Origin of the sequence: Pseudomonas sp. NY15354 (genome assembly GCF_048068075.1) — a bacterium.
GTDB lineage: Bacteria > Pseudomonadota > Gammaproteobacteria > Pseudomonadales > Pseudomonadaceae > Aquipseudomonas > Aquipseudomonas guariconensis_C.
Genome location: NZ_JBLUPV010000003.1, coordinates 191,208 through 212,313 on the forward strand (window position 1 = coordinate 191,208; position 21,106 = coordinate 212,313).

19 protein-coding genes are annotated in these 21,106 nt (G+C 63.8%); 8 read left to right on the top strand and 11 right to left on the bottom strand.

The window, feature by feature from the left end:
• Positions 1-120: 120 nt before the first annotated feature.
• The 5 genes from rplS to ffh all read right to left on the bottom strand — a co-directional run bounded on the left by rplS (position 121) and on the right by ffh (position 3,674).
• Complete coding sequence (gene rplS / locus ACNFCH_RS04590; RefSeq protein WP_196162828.1) at positions 121-471, bottom strand: 50S ribosomal protein L19; 351 nt, start codon at positions 469-471, stop codon at positions 121-123.
• A 42-nt stretch (positions 472-513) separates the two neighbouring features.
• Positions 514-1,266 (bottom strand): tRNA (guanosine(37)-N1)-methyltransferase TrmD, encoded by a 753-nt coding sequence (trmD, locus tag ACNFCH_RS04595; protein ID WP_070093151.1) that lies wholly within the window; start codon positions 1,264-1,266, stop codon positions 514-516.
• Positions 1,267-1,269: 3 nt separating this feature from the next.
• Positions 1,270-1,806, bottom strand: coding sequence for a ribosome maturation factor RimM (gene rimM, locus ACNFCH_RS04600; protein ID WP_070093152.1), 537 nt, complete (start codon positions 1,804-1,806; stop codon positions 1,270-1,272).
• A 5-nt stretch (positions 1,807-1,811) separates the two neighbouring features.
• The gene (rpsP, locus tag ACNFCH_RS04605; protein WP_043212455.1) at positions 1,812-2,063 is read right to left on the bottom strand and encodes a 30S ribosomal protein S16; all 252 of its coding nucleotides are present in this window, start codon (positions 2,061-2,063) and stop codon (positions 1,812-1,814) included.
• 234 nt (positions 2,064-2,297) lie between these two features.
• The gene (gene ffh / locus ACNFCH_RS04610) at positions 2,298-3,674 is read right to left on the bottom strand and encodes a signal recognition particle protein (protein WP_070093153.1); all 1,377 of its coding nucleotides are present in this window, start codon (positions 3,672-3,674) and stop codon (positions 2,298-2,300) included.
• Positions 3,675-4,021: 347 nt separating this feature from the next.
• On the opposite strand from ffh, the gene ACNFCH_RS04615 reads away from it, so the two are divergent.
• The 3 genes from ACNFCH_RS04615 to ACNFCH_RS04625 all read left to right on the top strand — a co-directional run bounded on the left by ACNFCH_RS04615 (position 4,022) and on the right by ACNFCH_RS04625 (position 7,599).
• Positions 4,022-4,831 (top strand): cytochrome C assembly family protein, encoded by an 810-nt coding sequence (locus ACNFCH_RS04615; RefSeq protein ID WP_337158880.1) that lies wholly within the window; start codon positions 4,022-4,024, stop codon positions 4,829-4,831.
• Between the two features lie 9 nt (positions 4,832-4,840).
• The gene (locus ACNFCH_RS04620) at positions 4,841-6,043 is read left to right on the top strand and encodes a transporter associated domain-containing protein (protein ID WP_337158879.1); all 1,203 of its coding nucleotides are present in this window, start codon (positions 4,841-4,843) and stop codon (positions 6,041-6,043) included.
• A gap of 254 nt (positions 6,044-6,297) precedes the next feature.
• On the top strand, positions 6,298-7,599 hold the full coding sequence (locus ACNFCH_RS04625; protein WP_337158878.1) for an MFS transporter: 1,302 nt from the start codon (positions 6,298-6,300) through the stop codon (positions 7,597-7,599).
• A 112-nt stretch (positions 7,600-7,711) separates the two neighbouring features.
• Here ACNFCH_RS04625 and purT read toward each other — a convergent pair whose 3' ends face one another.
• From purT to ACNFCH_RS04650, 5 genes are all read right to left on the bottom strand, one after another.
• The gene (gene purT, locus ACNFCH_RS04630) at positions 7,712-8,893 is read right to left on the bottom strand and encodes a formate-dependent phosphoribosylglycinamide formyltransferase (RefSeq protein WP_416742349.1); all 1,182 of its coding nucleotides are present in this window, start codon (positions 8,891-8,893) and stop codon (positions 7,712-7,714) included.
• 113 nt (positions 8,894-9,006) lie between these two features.
• Positions 9,007-9,474: a VUT family protein gene (locus tag ACNFCH_RS04635; protein ID WP_070093158.1), complete on the bottom strand. Its 468-nt coding sequence runs from the start codon at positions 9,472-9,474 to the stop codon at positions 9,007-9,009.
• A 49-nt stretch (positions 9,475-9,523) separates the two neighbouring features.
• Positions 9,524-9,727 (bottom strand): DUF1289 domain-containing protein, encoded by a 204-nt coding sequence (locus ACNFCH_RS04640; protein WP_196162834.1) that lies wholly within the window; start codon positions 9,725-9,727, stop codon positions 9,524-9,526.
• Position 9,728: 1 nt separating this feature from the next.
• Positions 9,729-10,253, bottom strand: a complete 525-nt coding sequence (locus tag ACNFCH_RS04645; RefSeq protein WP_337158876.1) for a gamma carbonic anhydrase family protein — start codon at positions 10,251-10,253, stop codon at positions 9,729-9,731.
• A 45-nt stretch (positions 10,254-10,298) separates the two neighbouring features.
• A complete protein-coding gene (locus ACNFCH_RS04650) occupies positions 10,299-10,898 on the bottom strand; it encodes a CoA pyrophosphatase (protein WP_070093161.1) in 600 nt (199 codons plus the stop codon).
• 133 nt (positions 10,899-11,031) lie between these two features.
• Here ACNFCH_RS04650 and ACNFCH_RS04655 point away from each other — a divergent pair, with 133 nt between their 5' ends.
• From ACNFCH_RS04655 to ACNFCH_RS04675, 5 genes are all read left to right on the top strand, one after another.
• On the top strand, positions 11,032-11,586 hold the full coding sequence (locus ACNFCH_RS04655; RefSeq protein ID WP_416742350.1) for an NUDIX hydrolase: 555 nt from the start codon (positions 11,032-11,034) through the stop codon (positions 11,584-11,586).
• A gap of 19 nt (positions 11,587-11,605) precedes the next feature.
• Positions 11,606-12,142, top strand: a complete 537-nt coding sequence (locus tag ACNFCH_RS04660) for a L,D-transpeptidase family protein (protein WP_337158874.1) — start codon at positions 11,606-11,608, stop codon at positions 12,140-12,142.
• 155 nt (positions 12,143-12,297) lie between these two features.
• Positions 12,298-13,977, top strand: a complete 1,680-nt coding sequence (locus ACNFCH_RS04665) for a ShlB/FhaC/HecB family hemolysin secretion/activation protein (protein WP_337158873.1) — start codon at positions 12,298-12,300, stop codon at positions 13,975-13,977.
• Between the two features lie 21 nt (positions 13,978-13,998).
• The gene (locus ACNFCH_RS04670; protein WP_416742351.1) at positions 13,999-18,525 is read left to right on the top strand and encodes a hemagglutinin repeat-containing protein; all 4,527 of its coding nucleotides are present in this window, start codon (positions 13,999-14,001) and stop codon (positions 18,523-18,525) included.
• Between the two features lie 165 nt (positions 18,526-18,690).
• On the top strand, positions 18,691-20,736 hold the full coding sequence (locus tag ACNFCH_RS04675) for a PhoX family protein (RefSeq protein ID WP_416742352.1): 2,046 nt from the start codon (positions 18,691-18,693) through the stop codon (positions 20,734-20,736).
• Between the two features lie 56 nt (positions 20,737-20,792).
• Here the strand turns inward: ACNFCH_RS04675 and cutA are convergent, their stop codons facing one another.
• The gene (cutA, locus tag ACNFCH_RS04680; RefSeq protein ID WP_416742353.1) at positions 20,793-21,104 is read right to left on the bottom strand and encodes a divalent cation tolerance protein CutA; all 312 of its coding nucleotides are present in this window, start codon (positions 21,102-21,104) and stop codon (positions 20,793-20,795) included.
• Between the last annotated feature and the right edge of the window lie 2 nt (positions 21,105-21,106).

The window sequence follows — 21,106 nt, forward strand, 5'->3', positions numbered from 1 at the left end:
TGTGGGTTTACCCGCAAAAAGCCTGCACCGCCGATACAGAAATACAAAAAGCAAAAAAGCAGCCCGAAGGCTGCTTTTTTCCTCGCAAGGTGGCCTCGAAGGCCACCAGGCAAACGGCACTTAGGCCAGTTTTTCCTTGATGCGAGCGGCTTTGCCGGACAGGTCGCGCAGGTAGTACAGCTTGGCCTTACGCACGTCACCACGACGTTTCACGGACAGGCTGTCGATCTGCGGGCTGTAGGTCTGGAAGGTACGCTCTACGCCAACGCCGCTGGAGATCTTGCGCACGGTGAAAGCGCTGTTCAGACCGCGGTTGCGCTTGGCGATAACGACACCTTCGAACGCCTGCAGACGGGAACGGTCACCTTCCTTCACTTTAACCTGGACGACAATGGTGTCGCCTGGTGCGAAGGCTGGGATTTCCTTGTTCATCTGCTCGGCTTCGAGCTGCTGGATGATCTTGTTGGTCATGCTGTGCTCCTAAGGCGGATAACTTGATCCACCATCGATACGTTAACTATCGTCCCGCTCGCGGAGATATTCCTCGAGCAGCTTCTTCTCTTCTCCAGAAAGCGAGCGACTTTCCAGAAGATCGGCGCGTCGTTCGAAGGTCCTACCAAGGGACTGCTTCAACCGCCAACGCCGGATGTGTGCATGGTTGCCACTAAGCAACACGTCGGGAACGCGCTGATCCGCATACACCTCCGGTCGGGTGTAGTGCGGGCAGTCGAGCAGACCGTCGGTAAAGGAATCTTCCTCCGCCGAGTCCACATGCCCTAAAGCTCCGGGCAGCAGTCGCGTAACCGCATCGATCAGCACCATGGCCGGCAGCTCGCCACCGGAAAGCACATAGTCACCAATCGACCACTCTTCATCGACATGAGCCTCGATAAAACGCTCGTCGATGCCTTCGTAACGACCGGCGATCAGGATCAACGATTCCTGTTGCGCCAAGTCTTTGACCGCCTGCTGAGTCAGCTTGCGGCCTTGTGGCGAGAGGTAGATCACCTTCGCCGATGCTCCGGTCGCTTGCCTGGCACTGGCCAGGGCGTCTTCCAGAGGCTTGATCTTCATCACCATGCCCGGACCACCGCCAAACGGCCGATCATCCACCGTATGGTGACGATCAGTGGTGTAGTCCCGCGGGTTCCAGCAGGTCACTTGCAGCAACCCCTGTTTCACCGCGCGGCTGGTAATGCCGTACTCCGTGATGGCCGAGAACATCTCGGGGAACAACGTGACGACTTCTACTCGAAGGTTACCCATCGTTTAGAAATCCGCGTCCCACTCGACCCGCATCACGCCTGCTTCCAGGTCGACTGCCAGCACACATTGCTCCGTATAGGGCAACAGTCGCTCGCGATCATCCAGGCTGCCTGCGCAAGGCTTGACCACCATTACATCGTTCGCACCGGTCTCCAACAGGTGATCGATCTTGCCGAACAGGTGTTCGTCCTGATTGATGACCTTCAGACCTACCAACTGGTACCAGTAGTACTCGTCAGCGGCCAGGTTGGGCAAAAGGCTCCGCGGAATGCAGATTTCATAACCGCTCAGAAGACGAGCTTCATCACGATCATCGAGGCCTTTCAGTTTCACGACCAGGCCCTTTTGGGAGCCACGACCGTTGACCAGCTCGACCTGTTTTACCTTGCCTTCGTGCCGAAGCGTCCAGCGTGGATAATCCAACAGGTTTTCAATCGGATCGGTAAAGGAATACACCTTCACCTCGCCGCGAACGCCGTGAACCGAAAAAATCTTGCCGACGACAATGAGGGCGTCAGCGTTTTCTGGCGTCGCGTTCATACTGCTCAGGCAGCGGCCTTGGCAGCGTCCTTCAGCAGCTGAGCAACGCGCTCAGACGGCTGTGCGCCCTGGCTCAGCCAGTAGTTGACGCGTTCCTGATTGACCGACAGCTTGACTTCAGCGCCGGAAGCAACCGGGTTGAAGAAGCCAACGCGCTCAACGAAACGGCCGTCACGGGCGTTACGGCTGTTGGTCACGGTCAGGTGATAGAAAGGGCGCTTCTTGGAGCCGCCACGGGCAAGACGGATGGTTACCATGTGAACATCGTTCCTATAGTCGGTGCTGCAAATCTGAATGCCCAAATGGGCACAGGGTGCCCAAAAGGCCGCATATTCTCGGGGAATACACGGACATTTGCAAATGCCTTTTTCGGCGTGGGGCTACCACACCGTTCAGATCTGCCGGTTAAGCCGCGAATTTCGCGACATCGTTCCCGCCGGAGCGGGATTTCGGGAGGGCTGCCTTATAAAAGGCAACCTCCCAGAATCGAATTAGATCTTCGGCATGCCGCCACCTGGCAGCATCCCGCCCAGGCCACGCATCATCTTGGCCATGCCGCCCTTGGCGGAGAATTTCTTCATCATCTTCTGCATCTGCTTGTGCTGCTTGATCAGCCGACCGACATCCTGCACCTGGGTGCCAGAGCCGAGGGCGATGCGGCGTTTGCGCGAACCGCTGATGATTTCCGGGTCGCGACGCTCGGCAGGCGTCATGGAGTCGATGATCGCCTCCATCTGCTTGAACTGCTTCTCGGCTGCGCCCTGGGCATTGCCCATCTGCGACAGGTTGACCCCACCGATGCTCGGCAACTTGTCCATCAGGCCGCCCAAGCCGCCCATGTTCTTCATCTGCTGCAGCTGGTCGCGGAAGTCTTCGAGGTCGAACCCCTTGCCCTTCTTGAGCTTCTTGGCGAGCTTGTCGGCCTTGGCCTTGTCGATGTTCTGCTCGGCCTGCTCGATCAGGCTGAGCACGTCACCCATGCCCAGAATGCGCGAGGCAATGCGGTCTGGGTGGAAGGGCTCGAGCGCTTCGGTCTTCTCGCCCATACCGATGAACTTGATCGGCTTGCCGGTAATGGCGCGAACCGACAGGGCAGCACCGCCACGGGCATCACCGTCGACCTTGGTCAGCACCACGCCGGTCAGCGGCAGGGCGTCGCCGAAGGCCTTGGCGGTATTGGCGGCGTCCTGACCGGTCATGGCGTCGACCACGAACAGCGTCTCGACCGGCTTGACCGCGGCGTGCAGCGCCTTGATCTCGTCCATCATGTCGGCATCGATGTGCAGACGGCCGGCGGTGTCGACGATGACCACATCGATGTATTTGAGCTTGGCCTCGCGGATCGCTGCTTCAGCGATGGCCACAGGCTTCTGGCTGATGTCGGACGGGAAGAAGGTCACGCCGATATCGTTGGCCAGGGTTTCGAGCTGCTTGATCGCCGCCGGACGATAGACGTCGGCCGACACCACCATCACGCTCTTTTTCTTGCGCTCTTTAAGGAAGCGCGCCAGCTTGCCGGCGGTCGTGGTCTTACCTGCACCCTGCAAGCCCGCCATCAGCACCACGGCCGGTGGCGCGGCATTGAGCGCCAGGTCTTCGTTGGCCGCGCCCATCAGCCCTTCGAGTTCAGCCTGGACGATCTTCACGAACGCCTGGCCTGGGGTCAGGCTGCGCGACACCTCGGTGCCGACCGCACGCTCCTTGACGCTGTTGACGAAATCCTTGACCACCGGCAGGGCAACGTCGGCCTCGAGCAGGGCCATGCGCACTTCGCGCAACGTGTCCTTGATGTTGTCTTCGGTCAGCTTGGCCTTGCCGGTGACATGGCGCAGCGTCTGTGACAGGCGGTCGGTCAGGTTTTCGAACATGGTGATCCTTTCAGGCCCTAATGAAAGCCGAGGTTTTTCAGGCGCCCAGGTGAATATGTACACGCGCTGGACGCAGCAAGGCGGCGATTATAGCGAAGAGCGAGGGCGGCGCACACCTTGGTGCTGACCACCGGGGGCGATGGTGGTCTATTGGCGGGTAAACCACGCTCACCAGGATCACCGCCAGGCCTGTGTGTTGGTTTGCCCGTGAATGAGCCCGTACACGCAATCAAGGCGGTTACCCCACAGATCTTGCCCATGGGTCAGGCCCTACTGCTCTGCGGTCTTCCTAGAGCGGCGGGATCTATGCCAAACTCCGTCCCTTTAGGGCTTGCCTACCAGGACTTATGCTCTCTTCCCCCAGCCTCATCCCCAACCTGCTCGCCGCCGGGCTCTACATCGCCGCCGCCCTCTATCAAGGCAGTCGCCTGGCCCAGGGCAGCCGCGCCGACAAACGGCTACTCGGCCTACTCGGCGCCCTCGCGGTCATCGCCCAGGGCAGCGCCCTGTTCTTCCAGCTGATTACACCGCTGGGCCTGAGCCTCGATTTCTTCAGCGCCGCCAGCCTGATCGCCGTCGCGGTCATCTCGCTGACTTTGCTGGCCTGCCTGCGCATCCCGGTCGAGAACCTGCTGATGCTGCTGTTCCCACTCGGTGCGGTGACCGCCCTGCTGGCCCAGTTCGCCCCGCCCGGCACCGTACCGCTGGTCAACGAAGAGCCTGGGATCCTGGCGCATATCCTGCTCTCGATCCTGGCCTATGGCTTGTTCACCATCGCCGTGTTCCAGGCCCTGCTCCTGTTACTGCAGGACCATCAGCTCAAGCACAAGCACCCGTCCGGCCTGATCCGTAACTTCCCGCCTCTGCAAACCATGGAGAGCCTGTTGTTCGGCTTCCTCTGGGCAGGTTGGGGCCTGCTGTCGCTGTCGCTGGTGTCCGGCTGGCTGTTCCTGGACAACCTGTTCGCCCAGCACCTGGTGCACAAGACGCTGCTATCCTGTGTGGCCTGGGTGGTGTTCGGCCTGCTGCTGTGGGGGCGCACCCGCCTGGGCTGGCGCGGTCACAAAGCGATCCGCTGGACCCTCGCCGGTTTCTGCCTGCTGATGCTGGCCTATTTCGGCAGCAAGCTGGTACGTGAATTCATCCTGCATATCTGACGACCGCCCATGGACACCCTGCCGTACGCTCCGCTATTCGGCACCCTGGCACTGGCGCTGCTCTGGTCGGCGCTGTTTACCGCCGTCGATGCGGCCCGCCAGCAACTGAACGGCCATCAGCGCCCCGCTGACAGCGCCGAACCCGCCCTGCCCGCCCAAGCCGTGGTGCTCTGCGCCAGCCTGGGCAAGCTGCTGGTGCTGGGTCTGGCCTGCCTGATCGGCCAGCGCTACAACGGCGAACACGGTTTCTGGATGGCAGGCCTGGCCGCCACCCTCACGCTACTGGTCCTGGCCGAATACCTGCCCAGGCGCGCCGCCCGGCGCAACCCGCACGCCTTCCTCGGCGTGGGCAGCCTGCTCAGATGGCCTCTGGTCGCGCTGCAACCACTGGCATGCCTGCTCGACGGCTGCGCCAAGCTGATCCTTCGCCCATTGCGCGCACAACCTGCCGCCGTGGCGCTGCACCCACAGGAACACGACGATTTCGACGAAGGCGAGCCTTTCGACGCGCCACGCCATGGCCTGCTCGAAGGCCTGCAATCGCTGGACAAGATCACTGTCAACGACATCCTGGTGCCCCGCAACGAGGTGGACGGCATCAACCTGGACGACTCGCTCGAGCAGATCGCCGAACAACTGATCGTCAGCCGCCATACCCGCCTGCCGGTCTACCACAGCGATATCAACCAGGTCGAAGCCATCCTCAACACCAAGCTGATCAGCCACTTGCTGCCCCGTGGCGAGTTGACCCTCCAGGCGCTGCGCGCGGCCTGCTACGAACCCTACTTCGTTCCCGAAAGCACCCCACTGCAACGACAATTGCTGAACTTCCACAAGCAGCAGCGGCGCCTGGGCGTGGTGGTGGATGAATATGGCGAGGTCCAGGGCATCGTCACCCTGGAAGACATCCTCGAGGAGATCGTCGGCGAGTTCGAGGATGAGCAATCGCTCGAAAACCCGCACGTCCACCCCCTGGCCGATGGCCGCTTCGTGATCGAAGGCACGGCCTCGCTGCGCGAAATCAACCGCAGCCTGGGGTGGCACCTGCCCTGCGACGGCGGCCCGAAAACCCTCAACGGGCTGGTCACCGAGGCGCTGGAAAGCATTCCGGAAAGCGCCGTATGCCTGAAGATCGGCCGCTATCGCCTGGAAATCCTCGAAACAGAGGACAATTGCGCCAGCAAGGTACTGGTCTGGACCGTGACCCGATAGCTATACTCCAGTCACGCTTACCCAGCCCTGCCGTCCCGCCTGCTACCCGCTCCCGGCGCCATACGGCCGGTGCGCTCCACTGACACGCCCCGCGGTCCTGCTTCAACACCCAGAACAGCCCGCTCCCGTCCCTACCCTTGGGCTATCGTCGGTCGAGCGACTCACACTATGACGCTCCGGCGCCCGCACGCCCATGCCTGCCCGGCAGGGTGCGGCCCGCCCATAGGGAGCAATGACTGTCAGGGACCTACACGATGACTACCAGCAGTACCTGCGCCGACGCCTCGGCAGCCCCCGTCAATTCCCCCGCCCGCGTGGCCACCGCCAGCTTCATCGGCACCGCCATCGAGTTCTACGACTTCTATGTCTACGCCACTGCCGCCGCGCTGGTGATCGGCCCGGTGTTCTTCCCGTCGGGATCAGGCACCGCGCAGATGCTCGCGGCCTTTCTGACCTTCGGTATCGCCTTCCTCGCCCGCCCACTGGGCTCGGCCCTGTTCGGCCACTTCGGTGACCGTATCGGCCGTAAATCCACCCTGGTCGCCTCATTGCTGCTGATGGGCGTGTCGACGACCCTGATCGGTGTACTTCCCGGGTATGACAGCATCGGCGTCTGGGCGCCGATCATCCTTTGCCTGCTGCGCTTTGGCCAAGGCCTCGGCTTGGGCGGCGAATGGGGCGGCGCGGCGCTGCTGGCCACCGAAAACGCCCCCGAAGGCAAGCGCGCCTGGTTCGGCATGTTCCCGCAGTTGGGCCCCTCCATTGGCTTTTTGGCGGCCAATGGGCTGTTCCTGACCCTGGCATTGACGCTCAGCGACGAGCAGTTCCGTGACTGGGGCTGGCGCATTCCGTTCCTGCTCAGCGCCGCGCTGGTGATCGTCGGCCTGTACGTGCGCCTGAAGCTCGAGGAAAGCCCGGTGTTCGCCAAGGCCGTGGCACGCCATGAGCGGGTGAAGCTGCCGGTGGTGGATCTGTTCGCCAAGTACTGGCTGCCGACCCTGCTGGGCGCTGCGGCAATGGTGGTGTGCTACGCGCTGTTCTACATCTCCACGGTGTTCTCCCTGAGCTACGGAGTATCGACTCTGGGCTACAGCCGCGAAAGCTTCCTGGGCATGCTGTGCTTTGCCGTGGTCTTCATGGCCTTGGCGACGCCGCTGTCGGCCTGGCTGAGCGACCGCTACGGGCGCAAGCCGGTGCTGATCGTCGGCGGCCTGCTGGCGGTGGCATCAGGCTTTACCATGGAGCCGCTGCTGACCTCGGGTTCGACCACCGGCGTTGCGCTGTTCCTGGCCATCGAGCTGTTCCTGATGGGCGTGACTTTCGCGCCGATGGGGGCATTGTTGCCTGAGCTGTTCCCGACCCATGTGCGCTACACCGGCGCCTCGGCGGCCTACAACCTGGGCGGTATCGTCGGCGCCTCGGCGGCCCCGTTCTTCGCCCAGCAGTTGGTGAGCATGGGGGGATTGAGCTGGGTGGGCGGGTATGTGTCGGTGGCGGCGGTGATCAGCCTGATTGCCGTCTTGTGCCTGAAAGAAACACGTAACACGGCACTCTGATACCAGAGGCGGCCAGGCGGCCCATTCGCGGGTAAACCGCTCCTACAGATCGAGCGATTCCCTGTGGGAGGGGTTACCCGCGAACAGGCTGCCAGGCAGTCTTCGCGTCAGATCAGAACTCGACCTTGACCGCCTGCGAAGCGCGGGTCGCCTTGGCCCGCGCCGCTTCGATCGACTCGTCTCGCGCCAGGCATACGCCCATGCGACGCTGGCCGTTGATTTCCGGCTTGCCGAACAGGCGAATGGCAGTGTCCGGCTCGCTCAGGGCCGCGCCCAGATTGGCGAAGGAGGTCTGCTGCGACTGGCCTTCAGGCAAGATCACCGCCGAGGCCGACGGACCGAACTGACGCACCACCGGGATCGGCAGGCCCAGGATCGCACGGGCATGCAGGGCGAACTGCGAAAGGTCCTGGGAAATCAGGGTCACCAGCCCGGTATCGTGGGGGCGCGGCGAGACTTCGCTGAACCACACCTGATCGCCCTTGACGAACAGCTCCACGCCGAACAGGCCACGCCCACCCAGGGCATCGGTGACCGCCTGGGCCACCCGCTGGGACTCGGCCAAAGCCTTCGGGCTCATGGCCTGCGGCTGCCAGGACTCCTGATAGTCGCCCTTCTCCTGGCGGTGACCAACCGGCGCGAGGAAGGTGGTGCCGCCCACATGGCGCACGGTCAACAGGGTGATTTCATACTCGAAATCGATGAAGCCCTCGATGATCACCCGGCCCTTGCCAGCGCGGCCACCTTCTTGCGCGTAGTCCCAGGCCTTCTGCAGGTCTGCTTCGCTGCGCAGCAGGCTTTGCCCCTTGCCCGAGGAACTCATCACCGGCTTGACCACACAGGGGTAGCCCAGGTCGGCGACGGCCTTGGTGTAGTCATCGAAGGTATCGGCGAAGTGGTATGGCGAGGTCGGCAGGTCCAGCTCTTCGGCGGCCAGACGACGGATGCCTTCGCGGTTCATGGTCAGCTGGGTGGCGCGGGCGGTGGGGACGACATTGAAGCCTTCGTTCTCCAGCTCCACCAGGGTCGCGGTGGCGATGGCTTCGATTTCCGGGACGATGTAGTGCGGCTTCTCGGCTTCGATCACCGCACGCAGGGCAACGCCATCGAGCATGTTGATGACATGGCTGCGGTGTGCAACCTGCATGGCGGGGGCATTGGCATAGCGGTCCACGGCGATGACTTCGACACCCAGGCGCTGCAGCTCGATCACCACTTCCTTGCCCAGCTCGCCGCAGCCACACAGCAGTACACGGGTCGCGGTGGGCGACAATGGGGTTCCGATACGGGTCATTTCAGGTCCTCGAAGGCGTCCGGGGCCGCGCCAGGTTGGCTGCCGCCCGCTGAAAAAGGACCGATATTCTACACCTGGCGAAGCGTTCCGGGGCCGCCGCGACCCCCCTCACATCACCCCGCGACGACCTCGCGCCGGGCGCGCCAGGTCATGGCCAGCCATACGGCGGTGACCCCGGCGAACTTGGAAGCCAGGGCCGTGCCGATGACCGCCGGAGTCAGAGCGCCAATCATGCCGAAGAAGATGAAAGTGTCCACCGGAATGCTCAGGGCCGAGCTGAGCCACAGACGGTCACGCAGCGGCCGACGGGTGATGCTGAACACCAGCCAGTCGATCAGCTCGGACACGAAGAACGCAGTGGCACTGGCCAGGGCAATGGCGGGCTCCGAGGTGACATAGGACAGCACCAACGCCGCCAGCATGGCCAGCAGCGCGCCATGACCATAGCGGGTCTGCACCATGTCGCGCAGGATGAACACCAGACCGCCCCAGGCAGACCAGATCACATCCAGGTGCGGGGCACTGGAGAAGGCGTAGTTGATCAGCACTACGCTACTGATATAGGCAATGAGATAGAACATGGGATCACACGTTGGGCAAGCGACACAGAATACTTGATTTTCGAGTCAACTACAGCCCCGACCCGATGACCAACCCCGCCGCCACCGCCCGCTCATGGCACAGCACCAACACCTGACGGCGCTCGTCGTTGCTCATGCGCGACCACCGGGTGATCTCGCTCACCGTGCGCTGGCAGCCGACGCAGATATCCTGCTCGTCCAGCGCACAGACGTTGACGCACGGTGAGGCGACCGGGCGTTCGGCGTTGTGCATGTCAGTCATCCTGGAGCGCCAGCTCGCGCGCGTAGCGCTCGGCATTGTGCACATAATGCGCGGCGCTGGCTTCGAGCATGCGCTTTTGTGCCTCGGTCAGCTCGCGCACCACCTTGCCTGGCGAGCCCATGACCAATGAGCCATCCGGGATCTCCTTGCCCTCCGGGATCAGTGCGTTGGCGCCGATGATGCAATGCTTGCCGATGCGCACGTTGTTGAGGATCACGGCATTGATACCGATCAGGCTGTAGTCGCCCACCGTGCAACCATGGAGCATGGCGTTATGGCCGACGGTTACCCCCTTGCCGAGGGTCAGCGGCGAGCCCATGTCGGTATGCATCACCGTGCCATCCTGGACATTGCTGCCTTCGCCGATATCGATCAGTTCGTTGTCGCCGCGCAGCACCGCGCCGAACCAGACACTGGCCCCGGCCTGCAGGCGCACCTTGCCGATCAAGGTGGCGTTGGGGGCGGCCCAACTGGTGGGGTGGGTTTCGACCCGCAGGTCGCCCAGGCGGTATTTCATGTCTCGCTCCTCACGGTTGAAGGCAGATGGCGGAGTGGGCCCCGCTCAGATCTGGGTATAGCGCTCTGGGGGCTGGTGCAGGCTGATGCCGGCGTCGAACAGCACATTGACCAGTTCGACGATCATGATCGCCGACAACCCCCAGATCTTGTATTCGCCGTAGCGATAGGCCGGCACGTACCAGCTGCGCCCTTGGTAGTCGATACGGTGGGTGTGATCGCGCGGATCCTGGCGGAAGAACGCCAACGGAACCGTGAACACCGCGGCAATCTCGGCGTCGTTGGCACGGTACTCGACGTAATCGGGGATGATCCCGACGAATGGCGTCACTTTAAGGCCATGCAGGGAAATCACCGGGCTCAACGGACCGATGACCTCCACCAGACCAGGCGGCAAGCCGATTTCCTCCTCGGCCTCGCGCAGGGCGGTGAACACCAGGTCCGGGTCCTCTGGGTCGCGCCGCCCGCCAGGAAAAGCTACCTCGCCCCCATGGGTGGAAAGCCCCTTGGCCCGCAGGGTCAGCACCAGCTCGGGCTCTTCGCTGCGAGTGATGGGCAAGAGTACCGCCGCCTCGGGGAAACGTCGGTCGGTTTCCAGTGACGCGGGGGTGTGATTGCTCATTCGGCGAAGAAGCTCGTCCAGCATTGCACTCTCTCGATTCCAAGGCCTGCCCAGCATGATGCACCAAAGCCGCGAAGCACCCAAGCCCCGCCCGAGGGCGGCTTGCGCAGCGCAGGCCGGCCACGCCAAGATAGCTGTATCTATAAGGAACCACAGCATGAAATTCTGCAGCGCGTGCGGCCAGGCGGTCATTCAGCGAATCCCCGAAGGCGAAAGCCGCCTGCGGTATGTCTGCGATCATTGCCATACCGTCCATTACCAGAACCCCAATATCGTCGCCGGCGTGCTCCCCACCTGGGGCAGCCAGGTATTACTGTGCCGGCGGGCGATCGAGCCGCGCCGAGGGTTCTGGACCTTGCCTGCCGGCTTCATGGAAAACGGCGAAACCCTCGATGCAGCCGCCCGGCGCGAAACCGTCGAGGAAGCCTGCGCCCGGGTTGGCCAGATGAGCCTGTACCAGCTCTTCGACCTGCCGCACATCGACCAGGTGCATGTGTTCTTCCGCGCAGAGTTGGCCGACCTGGATTTTGCCGTGGGCGTGGAGAGCCTGGAGGTGCGATTGTTCGAGGAACATGAAATTCCCTGGGACGAGCTGGCTTTCCGCACCGTCGCACGCACACTAGAATGCTATTATCGCGACCGCGTCGGGCAGCACTACCCCGTAGGCCATGAGTACCTGCCACCGATGAACGTCTCGTCGTCCACCACTTAGCTTTCAGGGATACGGTTTCATGCGTTGGTTGCTCGCCCTTTTCTGCCTTTCCATTGCCTCGGTGTCCCAGGCCGCCTTCACCGAGACCATCATCCGCAAGCCTGTCGACCAATCCGCTGTCGCCAACCAGCCGCTGATCGACAAGGTCCTGGTGCTCAAGTCCGAACGCCGCCTGCAACTGATCAGCCGTGGCGAACCGCTCAAGACCTACCGTATCTCCCTGGGCAAACAGCCCAAAGGCAGCAAAGAGCGCGAAGGCGACAGCAAAACGCCCGAAGGTCTGTACTGGCTGGACTGGCGCAAGGTCAGCGACCGCTTCAACCTGGCCATGCACATTTCCTACCCCAACATCAGCGATGCCGCCCGCGCCCGCCGCGAGGGCGTGAGCCCAGGCGGCATGATCATGATCCATGGCACGCCGATCAACGACGACTACCCGGAGTGGTACTTCCACACCCTGGACTGGACCGAAGGCTGCATCGCCATGCGCAACAATGACATGCGCGAGGTCTGGGACATGGTCAAGGACGGGACCCTGATCGAGATCCGTCCCTAATTCCTACATTTCGATTGGTTTTGTAGGAAATTACACACATTAAACCCACACCCACCTGACGCCCAGTTGGGTACGGGACCGCATCCAAACGGTAAGTCGGATTCTTAGAATCCACGCAAAAAAGCACATACGTGCAGACCTTGCGGGGCTTCTCCATGCCGACTTCCTTGCGTCGCATCGCCAGGCACATGCTTGCCAGCCTGGCCCTTGCCTTGATCGCCCACCCACCGGCGTGGGCCAACGATCCCGCCACTTCACAACTGCGCGAGCAACAGCGCGCCCTGCAACTCCAAGAGCGACGACAACGCCTCGAGCGTTGGCAACGCCGCCGTCAGCCAGGCCCGGCACCGGACGACCCCACCCCAGCCCCTTCAGACTCACGCTGCTGGCCCACCCCCGGGTTACGCCTGAGCGGCAACCACGTGGTGCCGAGCCCGGACCTGGAAGCCACCCTGCGTCCCCTGTGGCGCCCTTGCCTGAGCGTCGACGACGTCAACAGGCTGCTCAGGTCCATCACCGACACCTACGTACAAGCCGGGTACCCGGCCAGCCGCCCTTACCTGGCGCGCCCGCCCCAGGCAGGCGTGCCCTTGGATATCGTCATCGTCGAAGGCTTCGTCGAGTCCATCGAGCTGGCCGACGCCAGCCTGCCCCTTTCCTTGCGAGGCGCCTTTCCCGACCTGCTCGGCCAGCCCTTGTACCTCCCCGCGCTCGAGCAGGGCCTGGACCAGCTCAACCGCCTGCGTGCCTATGACCTGAACGCCGACCTGCTACCCGGCGAGCTGCAAAGCGGCACCCGCGTGATCATCCAGCCGCGCCGCACCAGCTCTCGCTGGCACCTGGACAGCCGCCTGGACAACCGTGGCAGCGACCTGACCGGCCGACATCGCCTGAACCTTGGGTTGGGGCTGGACAGCCCGTTGGGCGTGAACGACGACCTGCGCCTGGGCCTGGTCTCGACGGTCTTCGATGCACCTGGCCAAAGCCAAGGTGCGAACCTGTACTACAGCGTGCCCTACGGCCCATGGAGCCTGGCCCTGAACGCCAGCTGGATGCGCTATCGCGCGCCCCTGCCACAACGGCGTCAGGTCAGCTCCGGCGAGAGCAATCTCCAGGGCTTGAGCGTGGAGCGCCTGCTCTGGCGCAACAACCAAGGGATGTTGAGCGCCCTCGCCCGGCTGGACCGCAAGCAACTGGTCAATCGCATTCAAGGCACCCCGATCGCGCAGCAGAGCCCGACCCTGACCACCTGGGAAGCCGGCCTCAACCTGCTGTGGCTCGAAGGGGGCCTGTGGAACACCTATGTGGGCGTATCCCAGAACCTGGACTGGTTTGGCGCCGAGCATCCACTGCAGACCCGCGAGCGTGGTGCGCAAGCGCATTGGCGCAAGTACCGCGCCAGCTTCGTGCATTTGCGCCAGGGCCCTGCGCAATGGCCATGGCGCTGGCAGAGCGAGTTGAACCTGCAATACAGCGAGCAACCGCTTCCGGCGATCGAGCAACTGCTGCTAAGCGACGATGCCGCCGTCCGCGGCTGGCGTCGGGACACGGTCGCCGGTGCCAGCGGCGTGGTCTGGCGCAATACCTTCAGCCAGCCCCTGCCCTTCTCCCGCGCACTGGAGATACGCCCTCACCTGGGCCTGGACCTGGGCTGGACCCGCTTCACCCCTGCCAGCGCGCCCCAGCGGATCGCAGGTGGCGCACTGGGTGTGGAGATCGGGCCTGCGACCCATCGCCTGCGCCTGGACTACCAACGAGCCCTGTACGCCAGCGAACGCAGTCGGCGCGCGCTGGAGCCTGGCATCTGGGTCCTGGAGTGGACCCTGAGCCTCTGATCACCACAACAATAGAGAAAAGTGACTATGACTACCCACACCCCATCGGTACGCCCGGATGTCTTGCGCTGGGCCATTTTCATCGCCCTGGTGACATGCTCCTGCGCGGTGGTCGCAGAAGGCCTGCAACCGACCCTCGGGCCCGGCGGTACGCCAGTCGTCAACAACGGCCACGGCGTTCCGGTGATCGACATCGTCGCCCCCAACGCCAGCGGCCTATCCCATAACCAGTTTCTCGACTACAACGTCGCCAAGCCCGGCGTGGTGCTCAACAACGCCTTGCAGCCTGGCCAATCACAACTGGCCGGCGCCCTGAGCGCCAACCCACAATTCCAGGGCCAGGCCGCATCGACCATCTTGAACGAAGTCGTCAGTCGCAACGCCTCCCTCATCGAGGGGCCGCAGGAGATCTTCGGGCGCGCCGCCGACTACATCCTGGCCAACCCCAACGGCATCACCCTCAACGGCGGCAGTTTCATCAACACCACACGCGCCGGTTTGCTGGTCGGCACGCCGGAAATCCAGGACCAACAGATCCGCTTTCTCGACACGCTGAACGCCAGCGGCACGTTGCAGGTGCTCGAAGGTGGGCAGGCCAACCGCGAGGCGGCCCTGGAGCTGATCGCTCCACGCATCGACCAACAGGGCCCGCTCGAAGCCCGTACTGACCTGACCCTGACCGCCGGGCGCAATCGCATCGATGCCCAGGACGGGCAGATCGTTCAACACCTGCCCAGCGCCCCGGCCAGCATCGATGCCAGCCTGTTCGGCGCCATGCGTGCCGGACGGATCCGGGTGGTGAGCACCGCCGAAGGCGCAGGCGTACGCGTGGGCCCGTCCCAGTTGGACGCCGACAATGGCATCAGCGTCCGTTCAGCAGGCGCCCTGCAGGTCAGCGGCAGCGCCGCCGAACGTGCCCGCCTGCGTACCGAGCAAGGGGACCTGGCGCTGACCGCCGCAGACGACCTGACGCTCGAAGCCGTCGAGGCCAAGGCTGGGCGTATCGAATTCACTGCCGGCAACAAACTGACCCTGGACGCCAAGACCCGGGAAAGCCTTCAACGCGATCACGAACAGTGGGACAAGAAGTTCCTGTTCGTCACCACCGAGACCTACAACCGCCAGCGCACCACCACCGATCGCCAGCAGCAGGGATCGCTGCTGCAAGCCGACGAGGGGATCGCATTGCGATCAGGCAATGACATGCACCTGGTGGCCGCGGATCTTCGCACCCCAGGCGAGCTGACGCTCGACAGCGCGGCCAAGCTCGATGTCGAAGCCGGCATCGACAGTCAACGGATCGAGGAGCAGGTGCGCCACCGCAAGCATCTGTGGCGCGGCGACAGCGATACCGAGCGCTACAAAGAGACTGCCAACGCCAGCCACCTGGAAGGCGGACGCGTGGTGATGACGGCCGGCGATACGCTCAAGGTGCAGGGCAGCCGCCTGCAAAGCCAGGGCGACACAGTGTTCAAGGCACGTCAGGTGAGCGTGACCACGACCACCCTGGAGGACACAGGCACGCAGCGCGACTATCGGGGGGATCTGGTCTCCGGGGCCTTCTTCGGCTCACGCGACGGCAACGAGCGCCAAGGCCAGACCGTGGCCGGCAGCGACCTCGAGGCAGGTGGCGATCTCAACATCATCGCCGACCAAGTCACGATCAAGGGCAGTCGCCTGAGCAGCCAGGGCGATTCGATCCTGTTCAGCGAAAAGGGCCTGCTGGCCATCGAGGCCGACCGCGACCGCATCACCACGACCGAACACGCGCGCGACAGCACGCTGTTTGGCCTGTTCGGCAGCGACCAGACACGCACCACACGCCAGGACCAAGTGATCGTCAGCGACCTGAACGCCACCAGCGACCTGCGTCTGGCCAGTGCCGAAGAGATGCGCCTTATCGGTGCCAAGGCCACGGCAGGCAAAGCGCTGCAGGTGCAGGCCAAGGGCGACCTGCTGATCGCCAGCGCGCAAGCCCAGACCCACAGCGAGACCCAGCAGCAACAGCGCGGCCTCACAGCCGGCGCCCGCCAGACCCAGGATGCCCAGGACGGCAAGGCGCAGTCGCGCCAGTTCGAAGCGAGCCTGGGCTACCAGGTAACCAACACCCAACAGCAGGTCGATCAGACAGTGCAGACACCCAGTGAACTCAAAGGGGCAACGGTGGCCCTCGACAGCGGCACTCATCTACAGGTCAACGGATCCAAGGTCCAGGCCACTGAGGGCGCGCTCACGGCCCAGGCCCCGAAGATCACTCTCGGCGCAACGCACGATACCTTGCGTTCGGCCACCGAAAAGACCCGCATCGAAGGCGGCCTCACGGTCTCGGGCGGCATCGATCGGCTGGGCAGCGCCACCACCGGCCAATATCGCCAGGACACCACCGTCGAAAACGACGGCACGGCCGTGCGCAGCGAACTGCTGGCCAAGGGCGACCTGACGCTCGCCACCACAACCCTTGCCAGCGACGCCGCCCGGGTGCAGGCAAGCGGGACCTTGCAGGTGCAGGCCGAGCAGATCGACAACCGGGCCGTTGAAGACCTAAAAGCGCGCAAACAGGACACCACTGGCTGGCGCGCCGGCCTTGGCGCCAGCCTGGAATACCGCGACCTGACCCGTCCAGTCGAACGCCTGGTCCAGGGTGAGGAGGCTGCGCGCTTTCAACAAGCCTCGATCGAAGATGCCCTGGCCGCGCCCAGCATCGGCGGCGACATGACCGTCGAGCACATCAAACGCCTGGAGAACCAGCGTCGTGGGTATGCCCAGGTCAGCGAGTTCTCCGGGGCCTCGGTCCAGGTCAATGCCGACCGGATCGAGGATCAAGGCACCCAATGGCGCGCCACGGCAGGTACGTTGAAAATCGACGCCGGACACCATCAGCTGAACGCAGCGGCCGATACCCAGACCGATACCCTCCAGCGCCTGGATGCAGGCGGCGACCTGCGCGTGGACACCAGTACCGGGCAAGACATCAATGCCCGCGCCGCAGGCAAGGGCGGCTCACTGGACAAAACACAGCACCTGCTCACCGCCCGCCCCGGCGCACTGATCGGCCAACAGGGCATCCAGATCCAGCTCACAGGCCAGGGCCTTTATGAAGGCACACACATAGACGCAGGCGACGGCGATCTCTCCCTGGAGAGTACCGGCAGCCTGACCTTGACGCCGGCCACCGACAGCACGACCGAGCAGACGCTCCAGCTCGCAGGCAATGCCTGGGCCAAGGGTGGCAATCGCCCCGGCAGCACCGGCGTCGAAGGGCGGGGCTATCTCGATCACGCGCGTGAACAACGTCGGTCGAGCACCGTCCAGGTCGCGCAGATCGACGCCAAAGGCGACGTCACCCTCAAAAGCGGCGGCGACCTGCTGCTCGAAGGCACCCGTATCGGCAGCCGCGAGGCGCCCACAGGAGAAGTGACCCTAGACAGTGACGGCCTGCTGCTGGTCAAGGCCGCCCGCAATACCCAAGAGGCGAGCGGCGGCAAACTGGGTGGCGGCGTGGAACTGGCCGCCAAGACGGGTAACAGCAAGGGAGGTGCCGTGGGCGGCCATTTCACCCACGGCAAACTGGACGAAGACGCCAGCCAAGCGGTCGATGCCCGTATCGATACCCGCGCAGCGGTGCACATGAGCAGTCGCGCCCGAGAGGATGTCGCGCTGCATGCGCAAGGTCTGCAGGTCTCGGCCACACAGCTCGATCTGCAGACACCCAATGGCGGTTTGCTGCTGGAGGCCTCAGACAATCGGGACAAGCGCAATAGCCTGGACATCACCGCAGGCGCAGGCCTGAACCTCAGCCGAGGCGAACTTGACAGCCGCGGCCTGTATGGCCGGATCAAGGTCGACCTCGATAAACGCGACAACCAGACCTGGAATGCCAATACCCTGCGCGCCGAGCGCATCAACCTGTACACCCAGGGCGATGCCCGCATCGAAGGCACCAGCCTCGAGACCGGGCGCATAGCGGGCACCGTCGGCGGCGATCTGTTGGTGACCAGCCGCAAGGACCGCATCGACACCTTGACTGTCGGGGCAGACGCACGCTTGAGCCAGGAGAAAAACCCGCAGAGCTATACCAACGCAGCCAAGGCCCTGGCAGGCCCGGCAGGTGGCAAAGTCGGCGAGAAGGCCGGATCCGCACTGAGCCAGGCCGAACCCGGCCTCTCCCCTACCTTCAAGCTGGACCTGTCCCATCAGCAACGCGACACCGTGGCCCACCAGGCCACCCTCAAGGGCAGCGACGGCATCACCCTCAAGGTCGGTGGCGATGCGAAGCTGGTGGGTGCGCGCGTGTTATCGGCCAATGGCCCCGTCGAGCTGGATGCCGCCTCGGTCACCCGTCAAACCTTGTCAGGTAGCGACTATCGCCGGGATGTCTCGATCGATGCCTCCAACTCGCCGGTCGACCTGGGGACGGCCATCGCCGAATTGACCAAGGACAAGGGCGCGGCCCAGGGCGACAACCCGCTGGATCTGGGGCTGGTGCGCACCAGTGGGCACAACCGCAATGAACAATGGGCCTCTCAGATCGAGCAGAAGCGCCGCTAGGCCTCATGGCGGCCAGGCCACGCTGGCCGCCACACATTCTGAAAACCAATCCAGGCCCTGGAGAACGGCTTATGGCCCTCCTTTCATGTTTTTGCCAAAAAATCGTCATACTTTGCGTTCTAAAGTCGCGGTCTTCCTTTAACTCAGCAATGCAAGGACACCCTGATGAGTCGAGAAAGCGGCGATAACCTTGACCGCAACCACAGCGGCAACCTGCCAATGGCCAGTGTCATGGACGCCTACCTGAGCCGGCGCAGTGTCATGCGCGGCAGTTTGGGTGCGGCCATCGCCCTGATTGCAGGGGCAGGCCTGTCTGGCTGCCTTGGCAGCGGCGCCAATCGAGGCACGCCCGCTCCGGCTCGTCCCGCAACGCCCAGGCTCAAACTGGGGTTCCAATCCATCCCCGGTTCGCGCACCGATGGCTGCGCCGTGGCTGCCGGCTACAGTGCCTATGTCCTGGCGCCCTGGGGCACACCACTGAACAGCAAGGCCACCCCCTGGAAACCCGACGGCAGCAACAGCTCCACGGACCAGGCCAACGCCATGGGCATGCACCACGACGGCATGCACTTCTTCCCCATCGGTGGGCGTTCCGACGATGGCCTGCTGGCAATCAACTTCGAATACATCGACCCCGCCGCGCTGCATCCGAACGGCCCGACCACCACTGCCAATGGCAAGCGCCCGGCCGAAGAAGTGCGCAAGGAGATCAACGCCCACGGCGCCGGTGTGGTGCGCCTGCGCAAGCTCAACGGGCGCTGGCAGGTGGTGGATAACGATCCGCTCAACCGCCGCTTCACCACCGCCTCGTTGATGGACATCGCCGGCCCTCTGCGCGGCAGCGATCACGTCAAGACCCGATTCTCGCCCGCCGGCACCCAATGCCGAGGCACCAACAACAACTGCGGCAATGGCTACACCCCTTGGGGCACCTACCTCACGTGCGAGGAAAACTGGCCTGGCATCTTCGTCAATAAAGGCACACGCCCTGCCGACCAAGTGCGCATCGGCGTCGCCACCTCGAGCGGCCAGTACGGTTGGGAAAGCGCCGCAGGTGACCGCAGCGAGGCCCATGACGAGTTCGCCCGTTTCGACATCACGCCACGCGGCGCCAGCGCCACCGACGACTACCGCAACGAAGCCAGCACCTATGGCTACATCATCGAGATCGACCCCTACGATGCCCGCACGCGAGCGGTCAAACGCACTGCGTTGGGCCGGTTCCGCCATGAGGGCTGTTGCCCTGGGCTGCCGGTCGCCGGCAAGCCGCTGGTCTGGTACATGGGCGACGACTCCAACAACGAGTACCTGTACAAGTTCGTCTCCGATGCCGTCTGGGATCCTGCCGACGCCACCCCCAGCGACCGACTGGCCACCGGCGCCAAGTACCTTGACCACGGCAAGCTCTATGTGGCGCGCTTCGATGCTGATGGCACCGGGCACTGGTTGCTGCTGGCACCCAGCACTGCCACGACCGCCAGCAGCACCCTGGGCGCGCTGTATGGCGACCTGGCCGGGATCATCCTCAACACCCGCGGGGCTGGCGATGCAGTGGGGGCAACGCCCATGGACCGTCCGGAGTGGACAGCCGTCAACCCACTCAATGGCGACGCCTATGTCACCTTGACCAACAACAGCGAGCGCACAGCCGCAAAAGTCGATGCCGCCAACCCACGCGGGCCGAACCGCCACGGCCATATCATCCGCTGGCATGACAGTGACGATCAGCGCAGCTTCACCTGGGACATCTTCGTCTTTGGTGGCAATGCCGACGGTGGTACCGACATCAATCGTTCGGGCCTGACCGAACTGAACCAGTTCGCCAGCCCCGACGGGATGAGCTTCGATAGCCGTGGTGTGCTGTGGTTCGAGACCGATAACGGCGAATCGAGCGTGACCCGCTATACCAACGACCAGTTGCTCGCGGTGATTCCCACCGACCTGGTGGATGCCAACGGCAGGCAGGTGCCGATCGATGCCCGCAACCAGGCAGACCTGCGCCGCTTCTTCGTGGGCCCGAACGGCTGCGAAGTGACCGGCATCACCTTCACGCCGGACAACAAGACCTTGTTCGTCAACATCCAGCACCCGGCCAACTGGCCGCACAGCGACATCGCCACCGAGGCCACGCCTACGGGCAGCCGCGTTCGGCCCCGGTCATCGACCGTGGTGATTCAGCGTAAGGATGGGGGAGAAATCGGCATCGCCTGATGCCATGAAAAGAAAGGGGCCGCTACGCAGCCCCTCTCGATATCACGCGCGGGTGATCAGAACTCGGCGAGGCGCCAGACCTCATAGGCTGGCGTCTCGTACGGGTGGCTCGCCTTGAGCGCGGCGACAACCTGGGCGACCAGTTCGTCAGCCACCACCAACTCGACCTTCCACTCCTCCACCTGCTCGACTTGACCGGTCTGCCCAAGGTACGGCTGGCTGCCGTCCAACGGCCGGAACTGGCCCAGGCCCTGCGTCTGCCAGGCGCAGTGGTCATAGTCGCCGATGCGTCCGCCGCCTGCGGCGAACACAGCGGCCTTGACCACTTCCACATGGCTCGGCGGCACGAAGAAGGCGAGCTTGTACACGC